This window comes from Amycolatopsis sp. NPDC041971, from assembly GCF_055588925.1.
The window spans coordinates 471,012-488,414 of the sequence record NZ_JBVJCE010000001.1 but is presented as its reverse complement, the minus strand read 5'-3'; the positions used below and the strand labels follow the sequence as shown (position 1 = coordinate 488,414).

Below are 17,403 nucleotides of genomic sequence, written 5' to 3'. Positions count from 1 at the left end.
TTTCTTTCCTCGAAGAGTGAGCGGCTACTGGGCGGCGGAGAACGCGGCTTCGGCAGTGCCGTCCCTGAGACCTGTGTGGTACTCGACCGAGTCGCCGGTGATCTGCATGAAGGCCTGCTCCAGGGAGCCGGTCTGCGGGCTGAGCTCGTGCAGCACGATCTGGTTGGCCGCGGCGATCTCACCGATCTTGTCACTGTCCAAACCGGACACGACGAGCGCTCGGTCGGCGTCGGTGACCTGGGCGCTCGCCTGGGTCAGCGCGGCGCGCAACGCCGGCAGCTGCGGCGACCGGACCTTGACCGTGTTCTCGGCGGCCCGTGAGACGAAGTCCTCGGTGGAGGACTGGGAGATCAGCTGCCCCTTGCCGATCACGACCAGGTGGCTCGCGGTCAGCGCCATCTCCGAAAGCAGGTGCGAGGAAACGAATACCGTGCGGCCGTCGTCGGCGAGCCGGTGCATGAACTTCCGGATCCAGAGGATGCCCTCGGGGTCGAGGCCGTTGACGGGCTCGTCGAAGAGGAGGACCTCCGGGTCGCCCAGCAGCGCCGCCGCGATCCCCAGCCGCTGCGACATGCCGAGGGAGAAACCACCGGCGCGCTTTCCGGCGACGCTGGTGAGCCCGACGGTCTCGAGCACCTCGTCGACCCGGCTCTCCGCGATCTTGTTGGACTTCGCCATCCACCGCAGATGCGCTCGCGCCGACCGGTTGGGGTGCACCCACTTGGCGTCCAGCAGCGCGCCGACCGTGCGCAGCGGTTCTTTCAGCTCGCGGTAGAGCTTGCCCCCGATGCGCACCTGGCCTGCGGTCGGATTGTCCAGGCCGAGGATCATGCGCATGGTCGTCGACTTGCCCGCCCCGTTGGGGCCGAGGAATCCGGTGACCTCCCCGGCCGCGACGGAAAAGGACAGGTCGTTCACCGCCAGTGTCTTGCCGTACCGCTTGGTGAGGCCCACTGCCTCGATCATGTCTGCTCCCCTCGGCGACTGCGAGAACAATCGTCGTCCATGTGGGTGGTCGAGCGCGTCATCCTGAGGTGCCAACCTGATACCCGACCTGAGAAGTAGCTTGCCGTCTCCCGGCGGCGTACGCGATCGGTGAGACCCCTGAGAGCGACCCTGATTCGCCAGGGTTAATGAACCGTGGTTCAATAATTACGTGGCGAGACCCCGCACCATCACCGACGATCGACTGCTGACCGCGGCGGAGACCGTGATCGGCATGGTCGGCCCGGGTTTCACGCTGGCCCAGGTGGCGGCGGAAGCCGGGGTCGCGGTCGGCACCGTCGCCCAGCGATTCGGCTCGAAGAATGGCCTTTTGCGGGCGTTGAGCCGGTTGAACACGCGGTCGGTCGTAGGGCGGATGCGGGACTGCGGCGAGCAGGCCGATCCCGTCGAGGCGCTGCGGGCGGCGGTCGTCGTGGTCTATGAGGGTTTGGGCACCCCGGAGACGGCGGCGAACCATCTCGGCCAGCTCGGGGTGGATATCGGGGATCCGGAGCTCCGTGCCCTGCTGGGTGAACATTTCACCGCCGTGGAGGCGGAATTACGGCGGCTGACGCGCGTCGCGGCGCGTGACCTGCCGGCCGCGCCGGGTGTCGTCCGCGCGGCGCGGGTGCTGCTGGGGGTGGCGAACGGGGCCGCGCTGGACTGGTCGATCCGGCCGAAGGGCCGGATCGCCGATCGGATGGGGCAAGACGTGGACGCGGTGCTGACCGCGTGGAAAGGAGTGTCCTGAATGGACCGGAAAGTGGCCGTGGTCACAGGGGCGACCAGGGGATGTGGCCGCGCGATCGCGGTGGAGCTCGGCAGGCTCGGCTGGACGGTGTTCGTCACCGGCCGCACGACGCGGGAGCATTCATCGCCGATGAAGCGGGCGGAGACGATCGAAGACACCGCGGAACTCGTCGACGCGGCGGGTGGACGGGGCATCCCCGTCCGGACCGACTTCACCGTGGTGTCCGATGTGGACGCGTTGCGGGCCAGGATCGAGTCCGAAGTGGATGGCCGGATCGACCTCCTGGTCGACGACGTCTGGGGTGGTGATCCGTTCGCGGACTTCGAGGGGGCGTACTGGGACTCCAGCCTCGACGACGCGCTCACACTGGTGCACAACGCGATCGACACGCATCTGATCGCGTTGCACCGGCTGCTTCCGCTGGTGGTGAAGCGGAAAGGCGGGCTCGTCATCGAGGTCACCGACGGCGACCACGACGAGTACGTCGGCGCGGGGATCCCGTACTTCCTCGCGAAATGCGGGATCCGCGCGATCGGCAGGGCGCTCGGCGCCGAGCTGAAGAAATACGACTGCGTCGGCATGACGGTCACACCCGGCTTCCTGCGTTCGGAAGCCATGCTCGACCACTTCGGCGTTACCGAGGAGACGTGGCGGGACGCGGTGGGCAAGTCGGCGCCGGTCGACTTCGCCATCTCGGAGACGCCGACGTTGCTCGGGCGAGGTGTCGCGAAGCTGGCGACCGACCCGGAGGTCTCGCGGTTCGCGGGCAAGACCCTCGCGTCGTGGACGTTGATGAACGAGTACGGCCTGACCGACGTCGACGGCTCATGTCCCGACTTCGGCAAGTGGATGGCCGAAGTCCGGGACGCGGGCAAGGATCCGGAGACGGCCGATCACGCCCTGTACCGCTGAGACCGTGCTGGCCGGGGCCTACTTCCTCCCGGCCAGCACGTCCAGGTAGTGCTGGTTGACCATGACGCCGAGGACGTTGCCGAACGGGTCGATGACGGCCGCGGTCACGAAGCCCGGCCCGCGCTCGATGATCGGCTCGTACTCCTTCGCGCCCTTCTCGAGCAGTTTCGCGAAGGCGTCCTCGACGTTGTCGACGGCCCAGTTCGCGATGGCCCCACCCGGACCGGGCTGGGCCAGCGGCGGCCGGAAGTCGCCCCGGACCAGGCCGAACTCGTGCTGGTAGTCGCCGATCCGGTACTCGACGTAGGCCGGCGTGCCGTCAGGACCGTTGCGGACGAAGTACGGCTCGATCCCGAAGAGATCGGAGTACCACTCGATCGCGGCGGTCATGTCGTCGGCGTAGAACGTGGTGGTGGTGAGACCTCGCAGCATTTGCTTCTCCTCGCGTAGTGGCTCTGGAGACAAGGATCCACCGCAAAGTGCTCACCGAATGACCACTTTTCCGCAAGACCTCCGGGGTGCTGTCACGTCCCCGCTAGCCGGATCACGCGTGATCCGGCTACGAACACGTGTGATCCGGCGGGAAGCACGCGTGATCCGGCGGGAAGCACGCGTGATCCGGCGGGAAGCACGCGTGATCCGGCCTCGGGCTCACGTGACCCCGGGACGCGCCAGACCCGTCTCGTAGGCGAGCACCACGGCTTGCACCCGATCGCGCAGATCGAGCTTCGACAGGATCCGCCCGACGTGCGTCTTCACCGTCGCCTCGGACAGGAACAGCGTCTCGGCGATCTCGAGGTTCGAGAGGCCCTTCGCGATCAGCACGAGCACCTCCCGCTCCCGTTCGGTGAGGACGTCGAGCTCGGCCGCGTCGCGCATCGGCTTCCCGCCGCCGCCGACGAACCGGTCGAGCAGTCGCCTGGTCACCGAAGGCGAGACAACGGCGTCGCCCGAAGCGACCGCCCGCAGCGCCGACACCAGATGATCCGGCTGGGTGTCCTTCAGCAGGAACCCGCTGGCCCCGCCCTGCAACGCCGAATAGACGTACTCGTCCAGGTCGAACGTCGTCATCACGAGTACCCGTGCCGTCCCGGCCTCAACGATCCGCTTCGTCGCCTCGACCCCGTCCAGCACCGGCATCCGGACGTCCATCAGCACGACGTCCGGCCGCAGTTCCTCCGCGAGACGGATGGCCTGCGCCCCGTCCCCCGCCTCGCCGACGACGTCGATGTCGGCCTGCGCGCCCAGGACCATCCGGAACCCGACGCGCATCAATTCCTGGTCGTCGACGACCACCACCCGTATCACGTCGCCAACCTAACCGGGAGCCTCGCGTGCACCTGCCACCCTCCACCGGGAGCGGGCCCGACCTCCAGCGTGCCGCCGAAGACGTTCGCCCGTTCCTTCATTCCGATCAATCCGTTCCCGCCGGGGACGGTGAGTCTCCGCGGGCCCGCCGGCGCGGCGTGCGACCCCGTCTTCGTCGCGGCGGGCACCAGCTGGTTCGCGCGGCCGGCGCCGTCGTCGGTGATCCGGACGTCGATCACGTCGGCCTCCCGGCGCACCAGCACCTCCGCCTGCGCGCCCTGTCCGGCGTGTTTCAGCGTGTTCGTCAGCGACTCCTGGACGATCCGGTACACGCCGAGCGACACACCGGCGGGCAGCCCGGCCAGCACGTCCGAACCGATCGCGAGCGTCACCGGCACCCCTGCCTGGCGGATCCGCTCCGCGAGGTCGGTCAGCGCGCTGGCGTCCGGCTGCGGCACCCGCGGTTCGTCGTCGCTGTCACTGCGGAGCACGTCCAGCAGCCGCCGCAGCTCGGCGAGCGCGCCGCGGCCGGTGTCCGAAATCGTCTGCAAGGCCCGTTTCGCCATCTCGGGATTCCCGTCGACCGCGTAGGACGCGCCGTCGGCCTGCACGACCATCACGCTCACCGCGTGCGCGACGACGTCGTGCAGTTCACGGGCGATCCGTCCGCGTTCCTCACCGACGGCGATCCTGGCCGCCTGGTCCCGTTCCGTCTCAAGCAGATGCAACCTGGCTTCCACCTCCTCGTGATAGGCGCGCCTCGCGCCGGCGAACTCGCCGAGCGTCCAGCACAGCGCGCTGGAGAAGATGCCGATGATCGCCAGCACCCACACGTCCTCCGGCGGGTCGACCCACAGCTGGACCCCCGAGGTGACCAGCGTCGCCACCAGATACAGCAGTCCCTGTTTGCGCCCGACGTAGACCAGCACCGAGTAGATGCTGATCATCACCGCGAACGCGCTGGCGGCGCCCAGCTCCAGCGCCCCGTGCGGGATGCCGATCAGCAGCACGAGATATGCCGACCACAGTGTCGCCTTCCGCCGGAAGACCAGCGGGGCGACCATCGCGAGGTCCAGCGGCACCACCACGTACCAGGGCGGCATCGACTGGACTTCCGGCGTCTCGGCCGCGGCCACGTAGAGCAGCAGGTCGGCCAGGAGCAGGATGACGGCGATGGAACTGTCGCCCGCCATGGGGTGGGCACGCATCCAGAGGCTCAACCGTCGCACCTGGTAACACTATGTCGGCCGGTGCCGCTCGCGCGTCGGTCGCCGGTACCACCTTCGGTGCGACCCGAGGATGAGCGGCATGGCACGATTCTCCTCGGCAGGCTCGACGACTGGGAGGGGCAGGGCGCCGTGACGTCACCTTCGGAGCAGGGACGGCTCGCCGGTCCGCTGTCGATGTCGGTGGCCAACCTCTGCCATCGCCTGCAACCGCAGGTGTCCGCGCGGACCGCCGCCGGCTTCGCCGAGGTGCTGCGCCGGCTGGGCGGACCGCTGCAGGTCGCCGTCGCAGGCCGGATCAAATCGGGTAAGTCCACCCTGGTCAACGCCCTGATCGGGCGCCGGGTCGCGCCGACCGACGTCGGCGAGTGCACCCGGCTGGTGACCAGGTTCCAGTACGGCACCGTCGACCGCGTCGAGATCGTCTTCGGCGACGGCCGCAAACAGGTGCTGCCCTTCTCCGCCGACGGGATGATCCCGGCCGAACTGGGCATCGACATCGACAAGGTCTCGCATATCGAGGCGTACCTCACCAACGCGGTCCTGCAGGGCATGACCGTCATCGACACTCCCGGCCTCGGCTCGCTCGACGCCGCTTCGGTGTCGCGGACCGAGGAGCTGCTGGGCGCGGCGAAGCACCGCAAGCCCGACGGTGACGAGGACGAAGAAGAAGGCTCCGACGAGCTGGACGACACCTCGCGCAGCGCCGTCGCGGGTGCCGAGGCCGTGCTTTACGTGGTCACGCAGGGCGTACGCGCCGACGACCAGCAGGCCTTGGCCGCGTTCACCGCCGCGACCGCGAGCCGTGAGGCGGGTCCGGTCAACGCGATCGCGGTGCTCAACAAGGCGGACACCATCGCGCCGGAATCGGTCGAAGGTTCGGGCGGCGACGTGTGGAAGGCCGCCACGCTCCTGTCGGAGAAGCAGGCCGCGACGCTGAAGCCCCGCGTCGCGGACGTGCTGCCGGTGATCGGGCTGATCGCCGAATCGGCCGAGTCCGGCGGCTTCACCTCCCCCGACGCCGAGGCGCTGCGCCAGCTGGCCGAGATGGACGACGACATCCTCGAGACCATGCTGATCTCGGCGGACATCTTCACCAGCTGGGAATGCGACGTCGCGGCGGGCACCCGGCTGCGGCTGCTGGAGAAACTGGACCTGTTCGGCGTCCGGTACGCCGTCGAGGCGATCCGCGAGGAGCCCGAGATCACGGCGGGCTCGCTGCGGCGGAAGCTGCTCGACGCCTCCGGGCTCGAAGCCGTCCGCCAGCGGCTGAGCATCGTCTTCGCCGCCCGCGCCGACGGCATCAAGGCCGCCGCCGCACTGGCTTCGGTCACCGCGCTGGCCCACGCCTCCGGCGACCCGTCCGAACGGCAGCGCGTTCACGACGCGATCGAGGTCCTGCTCGCCAAGCCCGAGGCACACCAGCTCCGGCTGCTCGAAGCGCTCACGCTGGTCGCTTCCGGCGCGGTCGACATGCCCGAGGATCTGTCCGAGGAGGTCCTGCGGGTCGGCAGCAACGCCGACATCGGCGCCCAGCTCGGCAAACCGGGCGCTCCGCGTGCCGAGCTGGCGGCCCACGCCCTGGAACGCGCGGGCTGGTGGCGTTCCTTCGCGTCCTTCGGTGCGACGCCCGCCCAGAGCCGCGTCGCGCACGTCGTGCACCGGGCGTACTTCCTCATCTGGCAGCAGATCCGCGACTGACCTCCCGCATTTCGTCCTCTGGATGCGGTCCTTGCACGCGCAACTACCGCATTCAGAGGACGAAACGCACCCCAAGATTGATAAACCGAGTGCTCGGTCTAATAATGAGCGCATGGAAACGATCGTCGACGAGCCACAGTGGCTGCGCACGGCCTCCTGGCTCGGCTGTCCACTGGTGGGCGCCGCCCTCGGCTGGTTCCTCCAGTCGGTTTCGGGCTGGGTGGCATCCCTGAGCTGGGTCCCGTTCAAGGGCCCCTTCCAGCTCGTCTCGGACATGCCGCGGCCATGGGGCGTGGTCACCGGGATCGGCGTCGGCCTGGCCCTCGGCCTGTTCATAGCCGCGGTCTGGGCGCACGAACGGCTGATCGTCAAGGTGACGCCGGCCCGCATCACGCTGACCGCCAAGGGACGCAGCCGCGCCTACGAAGCACGACTCGAGGCCGTCTTCCTCGATGGCAAGGAGCTGGTCCTGCTCGCCGCCGACGGCCGGGAACTGGTGCGGCAGAAGGCCGACATCGACCGCAAAGCCGTCGCGAAGGCCTTCATCGACCACGGCTATCCGTGGCACGCCGAGCCGCCGGCGGTGAAATGAGGACGGTCGATCCGGTCAAGCACGAGGCGAAACGCCTCGCCATCCTCGACGCCGCGGCGGGCTGTTTCGCGATGAAGGGCTTCGAGAAGACGACGACGGCGGAGATCTGCCGCGCCGCGGGGATCAGCACCGGCAGTCTGTTCCACTACTTCCCGAACAAACGCGCGGTGTTCGTCGGCATCTTCGAGCAGGACGGCGACGAGACCGCGGCTCTGCTCGCGGCCGCCGACGAGATCGAGGACGAGTGGGAGGCAATCCTCCAGGTCATCACCCATGTGTCCGGCCAACTTCTGCATCCTGCCGCGGCCAAGCTGGTCCTCGAGGTCGCCGCGCAGTGCTCCCGTGACGCCGATCTGGCCAGGCTCGTCCAGGGCAACGACCGCGCCCTGCGTAACGGGCTCATCGACCTCGTGACGCGGGCGATGGAAGCGGGCCGGATCGACCCCGGACTCGACCCGAAGACCGTGGCGAGCTGGCTGGTCGCGTTGGTCGACGCGCCGCTTTCACGCGTGATTCTGGAGCCGGACCTCGATCCGAAGGCGGAACTCGCGGTGATGAAGGAGCTGATCACCAGATTCCTTCGTCCCGTTCTGCCGATTTCGCCCCCGGGCGAGGGGTTGGTGGCCGACACTGGTGAAATCTCCCCGGGCTGATCGGCAGGCCCGGGACACCAGTTACGGGGGTCGATTCGGGTGGGTGCTTGGCTGCGCAAGAAGGCGGTCGACGAGGTGGACCCGGACGAGGTGCCGACCGGCCAGATCTCGGCGGCGATCATCGCCGAAGCGGATGGCGTGACTTCGCCGTCCGAGGGAACCGTGGCCGTCGAAGCCGCGTCGAAGACCGATGTGGAGTCCACGACCACGGGTCCGGCCGACCTCGAACAGGCTCTCGCCGACCGGCAGGCGCTGATCCAGCTCTGCCTGTACGCCCTCGATCGCGCCCGCAGCGGCGGCGTCGTCGAGCGGCTGGAACACGGGCTCGCCGGGATCGGTGTCCGTGCCCTGCGCCCGGACGGTGAGCGGTTCGACCCCGCCGTGCACGAGGCCGGCGGCGCGGCCGCGACCGAGGATCCGGCGCTCGAAGGGCTGGTCGCGGAGACCGAGGTCGTCGGGTTCGCCGATCACGACCGGGTCCTGCGCGCGCCGATCGTCATCGTCTACGCGAAGAAGGCCCAGTGACCGCTCCGAGCGCGGCCGCCAATCTGCCGGCGGTCGTGAAGAGCACGCGCGAACAGCTGCTCGCCGTCGTCCGCGAAGCCGATCCTCAGGCCGCGAAATGGGTCGAGGAGATCCGGAAGACGCGGCCGAAGAAGCCGTCGGTCGTGGTGGTGGGCGAGACCAACCGCGGTAAGAGCTCGCTCGTGAACGCCCTCCTGTCCATGCCGGGACTGTCCCCTGTGGACGCCGACGTCGCCACGGCGACATATCTCGTCTTCGAGCACGCCCAGCAGTGGTCCGCGCAGGCCTGCTATCCCGGCCAGCTGGCGCCGGTGCCGATCAACCTCAACGATCTGATCCACTGGGTGTCGGCCGCGCACGAACTGCCGGAAGGGCAGCTCCCGCCGCGTTACGTCGAGGTCTCCGGTCCGGTCCCGCTGCTCGAACGGGTGTCCATCGTGGATACCCCTGGCGTCGGCGGGCTCGACTCGATGCACGGTGACCTGGCGAAGGAGGCCGCCGCGGGCGCCACCGCGCTGCTGTTCGTCGTCGACGCCTCCTCGCCGTTCACCGCGCAGGAACTGCACTTCCTCCAGGACATGGGCGAGCGCGTCGAAACCGTGTTGTTCGCGCTGACCAAGACCGATCAGTTCCGTGGCTGGCGCGAGGTCCTCGAAGCCGACCGGCGGCTGCTCGCCGAGTACGCTCCCCGGTTCGCCGACGCGGTGTTCCACCCGGTGTCCGCCCGGATGTTCGAGACGGCGGCCAAGGCCCCGAACGAGCAGATGGCCATGATGCTGCGGGAAAAGGCCGGGATCGCCGCGTTGCAGGGCGCGTTGCAGGAGAAGCTGGTCGGCCGCTCGGCGATGCTGGGCGAAGCCAACACGTTGCGCGCGCTGTCGAGCGCTCTCGGCGAGCTCAAGGCGAAGTCGCGGGCGGAAAGCCGCGCGCTTTCCGCCGGTGAGGCCGAGGCGGAACAGCTGCGCCAGCGCCGCGACGACCTGACCGCCGAACGGCGCTCGTCGACGCGGGGCTGGCAGCTGAAACTGCGCGCGGAGATCCAGCGGACCCGCGTCGAGGTCGGACACGAGACCAGCAGGCAGATGCGCGACGCGTCGACGCATTTCCGGCAGCAGATCGACGGCGCCAAACGGGACGCTCTCGCCGCGCTTCCCCAGCAGGTAGACATCGCTTTGCAGACGACGTCACAGCGGATCTCCATGCTGCTCTCGCAGCGGCTCAACCAGGTCACCAACGTCGCGCTTTCGGAGCTTTTCTCGGCCGAAGAGCTCGACATCATCCGCAGCCAGTTCGCCAGGGCGGGCGGTCCGCCGGTCGTGCTGCGCCCGCCGGACAAGAAACCGCCGACGGCCGAGGACAAACTGCTCATCTTCATGGGTGTTTCAGGCGGTCTCGGCGCCGGGAAGGTCGCCGCGCTGCCGCTGGCGGGTGTCGCGATTCTGAACCCGGTGATCCTGCCCGCCACGATCATCATCGGCCTCGGCGCCGGCTGGTGGATGGCGCGCACCCGCAAACACGCGTCGGACAAGCAGCACATGAAGCAGTGGCTGGTCGAGGCGATCGCGGACGCGCGTTCCACACTGGACCAGCTCGTCGCGGAGCAGCTGATCGAGGCCGAACAGCAGCTGTCGATGGCGCTCGACGAAGCCCTCGGCCGCCGCATCGACGCGATCGAGGCGGAGCTGAAGGAAGTCGACAAGACGATCAAGATGGGCGCGCAGGAACGGGCGAAGAAGATCTCGGCCGTCGCGAAGCGCCTGAAGGACGTCTCGGACGGTCGTGATCGCGCTGAGGCACTGCTCGGTCGCATCCGGTCACTGCGCGACGCCTGACCAGGGTGGTCCTGTTGTGGACCGGAACCGAACCGGCCTACGGTGAGTCATAAGCTTCGACACACCAGCAGGTCAACGAGGGGGTTATCCCATGTGGGTCGACGAGAGCGGCGGCACGGACACCGAGGCGGGCTCCACGGAGGCGGTCACGGTCCACGTTGACGGCGAGGAGTACCAGGCCGAGCTCAACTACGACCTCGACAAGGACGGCGTGAACGACGCCGCGGTCATCCAGCACGAAGACGGCACCGGCCAGGCGTTCGTCGACACCGACGGCGACGGCGAGGCCGACCAGTACGCGGTGCTGGACGAGAACGGCAAGGTCGTCCAGGAAGCCGTCTACGACGAGGCGTCCGGTGCCTGGGTCGAGGCCGGTGGCGGTAGCGACGACGGTGATTCCGACGCGGGCACCAGCGGCACCATGCACGCCGACATGCCCAGCGGCGACGTCGAGATCGGCCCCCCGACGATCGACACCGACGGTGACGGAACTCCCGACACCGCCGTCGTCCAGACGGAGGACGGCCGTACGATCGCCTTCACCGACAAGGACGGCGACGGCAACGCCGACATCGCGGTGGAGACCGACGCCTCCGGCAACTCCAAGACCTACGAGCACACCGGGCCCGGACAGTGGACCGAGGTCGGCAGTGGTGTGGTCAACAACGACATCGGCTCGGCCTTCGCGAGCGCTCCGGCAGCCGTCGAGGGCGACCCGGCGGGTGACGCGGCGTGGGGCGGCGCGGGCACCGAAACACTCGAAGGCGTGGCGAAGATCGATTCTTCGACCGGTCAATGGATCAGCCTCAACTGATTTCGAAAATGGCCTGAACCACCGCTGGAATGGTCTAGGCCATTTCGATGGGCGAATTCGTGTAATCCTGGTCACAGAACAGCCCGGTACGAGTCCTCGTGCCGGGCTTTCTCATGTCCGATTCGCCCTGCGACCGTGCCGTCGATCACCGGAAGAATTTCCGCGGATGGCCCATTCCGGTGATACTGAATCGATTCCCTTATCGTTCTTGTGAGAGAACCGACAGGTCAGCTCTCGGTTACCTGCCGGTCATCCGGCTACTCTCGGGGAATCCCAAAACCCGCACACCGGTCTTCCCGCCGGTGTGCGAAGCCATTCGGTCGCCGGCATCGAAGCCCGCATCGGAACAGCGTCGTTCCCGGTGTGGGCTTCTGCCGTCGGAAGTCAGGAGTAGAGATGACCGCAGTCGCCATCCCCGGACTGGAAAATGCGCCGACGACGCACAGTGGCGTGCTGTCCTGGGTCCGAGAGGTCGCCGAACTGACCACTCCGGACCGCGTGGTGTGGGTCGACGGGTCCGACGAAGAGGCCGCGCGGATCAACGCCGAACTGGTCTCCGCCGGCACGTTCGTGCAGCTCGACGCGAAGCCCAGCTCGTACTGGGCCGCTTCCGACCCGAATGACGTCGCCCGCGTCGAAGAGCGCACCTTCATCTGTTCGGAGAACGAAGACGACGCCGGTCCGACCAACCACTGGATGGACCCGGCCGAGATGAAGGCCACGATGACCGAGCTGTACCGCGGATGCATGCGCGGTCGCACGATGTACGTGATCCCCTTCTGCATGGGCCCCCTCGACGCCGAAGACCCCAAGCTCGGCATCGAGATCACCGACTTCGCCTATGTCGTCGCCTCCATGCGCGTGATGACCCGCGCCGGCAAGGCCGCGCTGGACAAGTTCGTCACCGAGGACGGCACCGAACGCGAGTTCGTCCCCGCGCTGCACTCCGTCGGCGCGCCGCTGGAGCCGGGTCAGGAGGACGTCTCCTGGCCGTGCAACACCACCAAGTACATCTCGCACTTCCCCGAGACCCGTGAGATCTGGAGCTACGGCTCCGGCTACGGCGGCAACTCGCTGCTGGGCAAGAAGTGCTACTCGCTGCGCATCGGCTCGGTCATCGCCCGCGACGAAGGCTGGCTGGCCGAGCACATGCTGATCCTCAAGCTGATCTCCCCCGAGGACAAGGTCCACTACGTCGCGGCGGCGTTCCCGAGCGCCTGCGGCAAGACCAACCTCGCCATGCTGCAGCCGACCATCCCCGGCTGGCGCGCCGAGACCCTCGGCGACGACATCGCGTGGATGCGGTTCGGCGAGGACGGCCGCCTGTACGCGGTGAACCCCGAGTTCGGCTTCTTCGGCGTCGCGCCCGGCACCGACTGGCACACCAACCCCAACGCGATGCGCACCATCGAAAAGGGCAACACGGTGTACACGAACGTCGCGCTCACCGACGACGGCGACGTCTGGTGGGAGGGCATGGGCGACAAGCCCGCGCACGCCACCTCCTGGAAGAAGCAGGATTGGACGCCGGAGTCGGAAGAGAAGGCCGCGCACCCGAACTCGCGCTACTGCACGCCGATGTCGCAGTGCCCGATCCTCGCGCCCGAGTGGGACGACCCGCGGGGCGTGCCGATCTCGGCGATCCTGTTCGGTGGCCGCCGCAAGACCACGGTCCCGCTGGTGAACGAGGCCCGCGACTGGCAGCACGGCGTGTTCATGGGCGCCACCATGTCGTCGGAGACCACCGCGGCCGCCGCCGGCGCGGTCGGCAACGTGCGCCGCGACCCGATGGCCATGCTGCCGTTCCTCGGCTACCACGCCGGTGACTACTTCAAGCACTGGCTGGACCTCGGCAAGAACGCCGACGCGGACAAGCTGCCGAAGATCTTCTACGTCAACTGGTTCCGCCGTGGCGACGACGGCCGTTTCCTGTGGCCGGGCTTCGGTGAGAACTCGCGCATCCTGAAGTGGGTCATCGACCGCGTCGAGGGCAAGGGCAACGCGAACGAGACCCCGGTCGGCTTCGTGCCGAACGCCGAGGACCTCGACACCGAGGGCCTCAAGGAGCCGCTGGCCGACATCCAGGCCGCGCTGGACGTCTCCGCCGACGAGTGGCGCCGGGAACTGCCGCTCATCGAGGAGTGGTTCGCGAAGATCGGCGACAAGGTCCCGGCTTCGCTGCGTGACGAGCTGGACGGGCTCAAGCAGCGTCTCGGCTGATCGCCCTGAACGGCGGAAGGCCTCATCCTCGGAGTCATTCCCGAGGATGAGGCCTTCTTCTTTCGCGCTCGGTACCGTGGCCGCATGAGCACTGGCGGGAAGCACAAGCCGTTCAGGTTCGGCGTCGCCATGATCGTCCCGGACGGCCGTCGGGCCTGGGCCGAGAAATGCCGGAAGGCCGAAGATCTCGGATTCGACGTCGTCGGCGTCGCCGACCATCTGCGGATGGCGCCGCCGTTCCCGGCACTCGTACTCGCCGCCGAGGTGACGAACCGGGTGCGGCTCAACACCTTCGTCATCAACACAGCGTTCCGCAATCCCGCACTGCTCGCCCGCGACGTCACCGGTACGGACCGGTTCACCGAAGGCAGGCTGGAACTCGGTCTCGGCGCCGGGAACGTGAAGTCGGAGTTCGAGGCGGCGGGAATGGAGTTCCCGAGAGCGGGGAAACGCGTCGACCATCTCGAGCACACCATCAAGGAACTCAAGCGCCTTTACGCAGACGAACGGCACAAACCGGAAACGGTGCAGAAACCGGGCCCACCGATGATGATCGCCGGTCGCGGCGACCGGTTGCTCACCCTCGCCGCCGAACACGCCGACATCATCGGTTTCACCGGAACGGCGGCCGCTCCCGACGGCAGCCCGCTCGTGGCCGACGACGCGGACGGAATCGAAGAGCGGGTGAACTTCGTCCGCGGGAAACTGAAGGGCCGGGACGCCGAATTCAACATCATCTCGCATTTCGTCGAAGTCGGTGACGACCGGCGGGCGGGCTTGGAACGGGTACGGAATCTGCTCGATGGCTCGCTCACCGTCGAGCAGCTCGCCGAATCGCCGACGGCGCTGGTCGGCACGCACGAGCAGATCGCCGAACAGATCCTGGCGCATCGCGAACGGTTCGGGTTCACCTACTTCACCGTGCTGGAGCACAACATGGACGCGCTCGCACCGGTCATCGAGGTGTTGCGCGACAAATGATCGACGTACGCGGGCTCGGTGTCCAAGCCGGGGAGCACTGGTTGTTCGACGGCCTCGACTTCGAGGTCGAGGCGGGCGAATGCGCGGTCATCGTCGGCCCCAACGGGGTGGGGAAATCGACCCTGTTGCGGTGTCTGTACGGAACGCAGACCCCGCAACGGGGACGCGTCGTCGTCGCGGGTGGGAAACCCGACGAACGCGATTTCTCCTTCCGTCGCAAGGTTTCCGTGTTGTTCGACGACTCCGATTTCTTCGCCGAACTGACCCCGCTCCAACATCTCGAACTGCTGGAGGGCTCGTTCGGGACCGATCTCGGCGATTTCGACGCGTTGCTGGCGGACGCGGGCCTCTCGGAACGCGCGAAGGTCACCGCGGGCAAGTTCTCCGCCGGGCAACGCCGTCGCCTGCTGCTGCTCGGCGCGACCGCGCGGCCGCACGACGTCCTGCTGCTCGACGAGCCCGAACGGGCGCTCGACGTCGCCGGGAAGGAATGGCTGACGTCGTTGATCAAGCGTTCGACCGGCGCCGGAGCGGCCGTCGTCGTGGCCACGCACCATCCCCCGCTGCTCGAAGCGGCCGACTCCACACTCGAGTTGTGGTGATCACGAAAGCCCCCACACAGGTCCCGGGACGACAGCGATTCGGCGGCCTGTTCGACGGGGACTACCAGACCTTCCTGGCACTGTTCGGCTTCGGCGCGCTGTTCACCGCCTTCCAGAACCTGCCGAAACTCCGCGATTTCCTTTTTGGACAGTCCGTTGTGGACTTCCCGGCGATGTTCGGCCTGCTGGTGGTGCTGTGCGCGATGTTCTGGCGCGGTCTGCTCCGCCGCGGCTTCGTCTGGGCCGAGCCGGCGGCGCTGACCTGGATGGACTTCGCCCGCGTCGACAGGCGCCGTGTCGTCGTGAAGCGGATGTGGACGCTCTGGTCCGGGCTGGTCGTCGTGGTCGGCTATACCGGGGCGCTGGTCACCGCGATCGGTGGCGGGTCGAAGGACGTCTGGATCGCGATGTCGGCGTTGACCGTCTCCGGCGCGATCCTGGCCGCCGTCACCGCCCGGCGGACGGCGATCCGCGGGGAAACGGCGGGGCCGGTCGTGCTCGCGCTGACCGGTCTGGCGACGGCGGCCGCGGGGCTGGGTCCGATCGCGATCATGGTGCTGGCCGGAGCGCTTTTCGTGGTGGCGGTCGCGGTGGCCTTCGGCGGCGAGCCGATGTCCGGGGTCGGGCGCCGGGAACTCGTCGACGGCTGGAACGCGCGGCTCCTGCGGGCGATGGCCGCGGTCTTCATGGATCCCATGCTGCTGATCCCGGAATCGAAGCCGGTGCCGTGGCTGACGCTGCGGCGTCCGACGACACTGCGGCTCGCGTGGGCGGGCGTGCTCGGCCGGCTGCGCTACGCGGCGGCCGGCGTGGTGATCGCGTGCCTGGTCGGTCTCGGGCACCTGGCCTTCCCGGCCGTCCCGGTGGTGCCGCTGTTCGCGCTCGGCGCGTACGCGGCGCTCGTACCGTTCGTCGGCGGGCTCGGCGAGCTGTGGCGCAATCCCGGCCGCAGGCGGTGGCTCGGCGCGTCCGACTGGGAGTTGCGGCTGGTCAACGGCCTGGTGCTCGCCCTGCTCGGCCTCGGCTGGGGAGCGCTGCTCGGCCTGGTGACGCTGACCCTCGGGGTGACCCCGGCCTGGCCGGTGTGGCTCGCGATCCCGCTCGCCGTGGTCGCCGCGCTGCGGACGGCGACCCGGCCGCCGATGAACTACGACGTCGGCGGTGGGGCCGCCGGCTTCCAGGCCCTGCGAGGCGTGGACGTGCTGGCCGTCGGTGCCGTCTTGCTCAGCGTGCTGGCCTGAGGTCACCCGTTCCCGCGTTCGGATCATCCGAATACTCCGAACGCGGGTTACCCTCGATGCGACGAAAGGAGCACGAGTGGGCGGCGGGCACGCACCGGGAAAGGGACGGCGGGCGACCAGCGAGTTCCCCGCGGGCTGGACCGACGAGCAGATCATCGCGGTCGTCAAGGACGTCGCGAACGATCCGAGCGAACCCCGCGTCAGAATGCACAACGGCCGCTGGCGCTGTGCCGGCGAGCGTTACGGCGTGCATCTGATCGTGCTGGTCGAGGACAACGGCCACGTCAAAACGGGCTATCCGGTGGCGGGCCCCGGCGTGGTCCGCAATCCCGACACCGCGGCCGACCCGGCGAACCCGACCGTCGCCGACCTCTCCGCCGGCCGCATCAGCTTCTTCGGCGACAGCCTGCTCGACCAGATCGGCGACCGGATCGCGCCGGACGTCCTGGCCTTCTACCGCACGCTGCACTGGTCGGGCGAGTGGGAAGAACTGGCCGACGTCCTCGTCGCACACGCGATGAAGGAGAACCTGCGGCTCGGCGTGGACGAATACGCCACCCTGGAAAGCCTGCTGAACAGTTTCGCCCTGCCGATCGACGGCTTCCTCTACCTGAACGACCGGGCTCACGCCCTGGCCGCGCTGCGCCCCTAACTCGCTTCGGCGACCTCTTCGGTGCCGCCCTCGGCCGCCGCTCGCAGCATGTCCAGCGGCAGCCCGACGGCGTCCGCGATCGCCATCACCGTGAAGAAGGCGGGCGTCGGGATCCGGCCGGTCTCGATCTTGCGAAGCGTCTCCACCGAGATCCCGGCCTCCGCGGCGACCTCGACCATGCTCCGCGACGCCGACGCGCGCGCGTCCCGGAGCGCCCGCCCCAGCCGCTCGCCGCGTTCGCGTTCCTCGTCCGTCAACGGCACTCGCACCATGAGGCGATACTAATACCGGATTTGGGAGTAGGGGTCGCGGTGGGGAGTGGGGGGGGGGGGGGGGGGGGGGGGGGGGGGGGGGGGGGGGGGGAGAAAAAAACCACCCCCCACCACAAAACCCCACACGCAACAGGCAC

Annotated in this window: 18 protein-coding genes; 13 read left to right on the top strand and 5 right to left on the bottom strand. The window is 68.5% G+C overall.

The genetic code is table 11. The annotated features are described in order from the left end of the window. Positions 1 to 24 precede the first annotated feature (24 nt). Positions 25 to 966, bottom strand: coding sequence for an ABC transporter ATP-binding protein (locus ACZ6DT_RS02465; protein ID WP_465587467.1), 942 nt, complete (start codon positions 964 to 966; stop codon positions 25 to 27). Between the two features lie 190 nt (positions 967 to 1,156). Between ACZ6DT_RS02465 and ACZ6DT_RS02460 the strand changes: the two genes are divergently transcribed. Then, positions 1,157 to 1,735 carry a TetR/AcrR family transcriptional regulator gene (locus ACZ6DT_RS02460; protein WP_465587464.1) on the top strand — a complete coding sequence of 193 codons (579 nt, stop codon included), beginning with the start codon at positions 1,157 to 1,159 and terminating at the stop codon, positions 1,733 to 1,735. Next, positions 1,736 to 2,647 (top strand): SDR family NAD(P)-dependent oxidoreductase, encoded by a 912-nt coding sequence (locus ACZ6DT_RS02455; RefSeq protein WP_465587461.1) that lies wholly within the window; start codon positions 1,736 to 1,738, stop codon positions 2,645 to 2,647. A gap of 18 nt (positions 2,648 to 2,665) precedes the next feature. On the opposite strand, the gene ACZ6DT_RS02450 is transcribed toward ACZ6DT_RS02455, so the two are convergent. The 3 genes from ACZ6DT_RS02450 to ACZ6DT_RS02440 form a co-directional block, all read right to left on the bottom strand. Next, entirely contained in the window at positions 2,666 to 3,079 is a 414-nt protein-coding gene (locus ACZ6DT_RS02450; protein ID WP_465587458.1) for a VOC family protein, read from the bottom strand. A gap of 219 nt (positions 3,080 to 3,298) precedes the next feature. Beyond that, on the bottom strand, positions 3,299 to 3,955 hold the full coding sequence (locus ACZ6DT_RS02445; protein ID WP_005167029.1) for a response regulator: 657 nt from the start codon (positions 3,953 to 3,955) through the stop codon (positions 3,299 to 3,301). Next, entirely contained in the window at positions 3,952 to 5,163 is a 1,212-nt protein-coding gene (locus tag ACZ6DT_RS02440) for a sensor histidine kinase (RefSeq protein WP_465588789.1), read from the bottom strand. The genes ACZ6DT_RS02445 and ACZ6DT_RS02440 overlap by 4 nt, the downstream gene beginning before the upstream one ends. A gap of 195 nt (positions 5,164 to 5,358) precedes the next feature. Between ACZ6DT_RS02440 and ACZ6DT_RS02435 the strand changes: the two genes are divergently transcribed. The 11 genes from ACZ6DT_RS02435 to ACZ6DT_RS02385 all read left to right on the top strand — a co-directional run bounded on the left by ACZ6DT_RS02435 (position 5,359) and on the right by ACZ6DT_RS02385 (position 16,994). Continuing rightward, positions 5,359 to 6,882, top strand: coding sequence for a dynamin family protein (locus tag ACZ6DT_RS02435; RefSeq protein ID WP_465588786.1), 1,524 nt, complete (start codon positions 5,359 to 5,361; stop codon positions 6,880 to 6,882). Positions 6,883 to 6,994: 112 nt separating this feature from the next. After that, on the top strand, positions 6,995 to 7,474 hold the full coding sequence (locus ACZ6DT_RS02430; protein WP_465587456.1) for a YqeB family protein: 480 nt from the start codon (positions 6,995 to 6,997) through the stop codon (positions 7,472 to 7,474). Then, positions 7,471 to 8,127: a TetR/AcrR family transcriptional regulator gene (locus tag ACZ6DT_RS02425; RefSeq protein WP_465587453.1), complete on the top strand. Its 657-nt coding sequence runs from the start codon at positions 7,471 to 7,473 to the stop codon at positions 8,125 to 8,127. Before ACZ6DT_RS02430 ends, ACZ6DT_RS02425 begins: the two co-directional genes overlap by 4 nt. A 39-nt stretch (positions 8,128 to 8,166) precedes the next feature. Then, on the top strand, positions 8,167 to 8,652 hold the full coding sequence (grpE, locus tag ACZ6DT_RS02420; protein ID WP_465587450.1) for a nucleotide exchange factor GrpE: 486 nt from the start codon (positions 8,167 to 8,169) through the stop codon (positions 8,650 to 8,652). Further along, positions 8,649 to 10,484 (top strand): dynamin family protein, encoded by a 1,836-nt coding sequence (locus ACZ6DT_RS02415; protein ID WP_465587447.1) that lies wholly within the window; start codon positions 8,649 to 8,651, stop codon positions 10,482 to 10,484. The genes grpE and ACZ6DT_RS02415 overlap by 4 nt, the downstream gene beginning before the upstream one ends. 91 nt (positions 10,485 to 10,575) lie before the next feature. After that, the gene (locus tag ACZ6DT_RS02410) at positions 10,576 to 11,298 is read left to right on the top strand and encodes a DUF6802 family protein (RefSeq protein ID WP_465587444.1); all 723 of its coding nucleotides are present in this window, start codon (positions 10,576 to 10,578) and stop codon (positions 11,296 to 11,298) included. Positions 11,299 to 11,694: 396 nt separating this feature from the next. Further along, positions 11,695 to 13,518: a phosphoenolpyruvate carboxykinase (GTP) gene (locus ACZ6DT_RS02405; RefSeq protein WP_465587441.1), complete on the top strand. Its 1,824-nt coding sequence runs from the start codon at positions 11,695 to 11,697 to the stop codon at positions 13,516 to 13,518. 84 nt (positions 13,519 to 13,602) lie between these two features. Then, on the top strand, positions 13,603 to 14,499 hold the full coding sequence (locus ACZ6DT_RS02400) for an LLM class F420-dependent oxidoreductase (protein ID WP_465587438.1): 897 nt from the start codon (positions 13,603 to 13,605) through the stop codon (positions 14,497 to 14,499). Beyond that, entirely contained in the window at positions 14,496 to 15,101 is a 606-nt protein-coding gene (locus ACZ6DT_RS02395; protein WP_465587435.1) for an ABC transporter ATP-binding protein, read from the top strand. Before ACZ6DT_RS02400 ends, ACZ6DT_RS02395 begins: the two co-directional genes overlap by 4 nt. Further along, the gene (locus tag ACZ6DT_RS02390; protein WP_465587432.1) at positions 15,095 to 16,342 is read left to right on the top strand and encodes a hypothetical protein; all 1,248 of its coding nucleotides are present in this window, start codon (positions 15,095 to 15,097) and stop codon (positions 16,340 to 16,342) included. Before ACZ6DT_RS02395 ends, ACZ6DT_RS02390 begins: the two co-directional genes overlap by 7 nt. A gap of 76 nt (positions 16,343 to 16,418) precedes the next feature. Next, on the top strand, positions 16,419 to 16,994 hold the full coding sequence (locus tag ACZ6DT_RS02385; RefSeq protein ID WP_465587429.1) for an EndoU domain-containing protein: 576 nt from the start codon (positions 16,419 to 16,421) through the stop codon (positions 16,992 to 16,994). Here the strand turns inward: ACZ6DT_RS02385 and ACZ6DT_RS02380 are convergent. Continuing rightward, positions 16,991 to 17,266 carry a helix-turn-helix domain-containing protein gene (locus tag ACZ6DT_RS02380; protein ID WP_465587426.1) on the bottom strand — a complete coding sequence of 92 codons (276 nt, stop codon included), beginning with the start codon at positions 17,264 to 17,266 and terminating at the stop codon, positions 16,991 to 16,993. The two genes, ACZ6DT_RS02385 and ACZ6DT_RS02380, sit on opposite strands and share 4 nt — an antisense overlap. Between the last annotated feature and the right edge of the window lie 137 nt (positions 17,267 to 17,403).

What these genes read in the sequence shown, in the direction of transcription:
- ACZ6DT_RS02465 (WP_465587467.1), bottom strand. Translation starts at nt 966, where the DNA reads ATGATCGAGGCAGTGGGCCTCACCAAGCGGTACGGCAAGACACTGGCG.
- ACZ6DT_RS02455 (WP_465587461.1), top strand. Translation starts at nt 1,736, where the DNA reads ATGGACCGGAAAGTGGCCGTGGTCACAGGGGCGACCAGGGGATGTGGC.
- ACZ6DT_RS02450 (WP_465587458.1), bottom strand. Translation starts at nt 3,079, where the DNA reads ATGCTGCGAGGTCTCACCACCACCACGTTCTACGCCGACGACATGACC.
- ACZ6DT_RS02440 (WP_465588789.1), bottom strand. Translation starts at nt 5,163, where the DNA reads ATGCGTGCCCACCCCATGGCGGGCGACAGTTCCATCGCCGTCATCCTG.
- ACZ6DT_RS02435 (WP_465588786.1), top strand. Translation starts at nt 5,359, where the DNA reads ATGTCGGTGGCCAACCTCTGCCATCGCCTGCAACCGCAGGTGTCCGCG.
- ACZ6DT_RS02430 (WP_465587456.1), top strand. Translation starts at nt 6,995, where the DNA reads ATGGAAACGATCGTCGACGAGCCACAGTGGCTGCGCACGGCCTCCTGG.
- ACZ6DT_RS02425 (WP_465587453.1), top strand. Translation starts at nt 7,471, where the DNA reads ATGAGGACGGTCGATCCGGTCAAGCACGAGGCGAAACGCCTCGCCATC.
- ACZ6DT_RS02410 (WP_465587444.1), top strand. Translation starts at nt 10,576, where the DNA reads ATGTGGGTCGACGAGAGCGGCGGCACGGACACCGAGGCGGGCTCCACG.
- ACZ6DT_RS02405 (WP_465587441.1), top strand. Translation starts at nt 11,695, where the DNA reads ATGACCGCAGTCGCCATCCCCGGACTGGAAAATGCGCCGACGACGCAC.
- ACZ6DT_RS02400 (WP_465587438.1), top strand. Translation starts at nt 13,603, where the DNA reads ATGAGCACTGGCGGGAAGCACAAGCCGTTCAGGTTCGGCGTCGCCATG.
- ACZ6DT_RS02395 (WP_465587435.1), top strand. Translation starts at nt 14,496, where the DNA reads ATGATCGACGTACGCGGGCTCGGTGTCCAAGCCGGGGAGCACTGGTTG.
- ACZ6DT_RS02380 (WP_465587426.1), bottom strand. Translation starts at nt 17,266, where the DNA reads ATGGTGCGAGTGCCGTTGACGGACGAGGAACGCGAACGCGGCGAGCGG.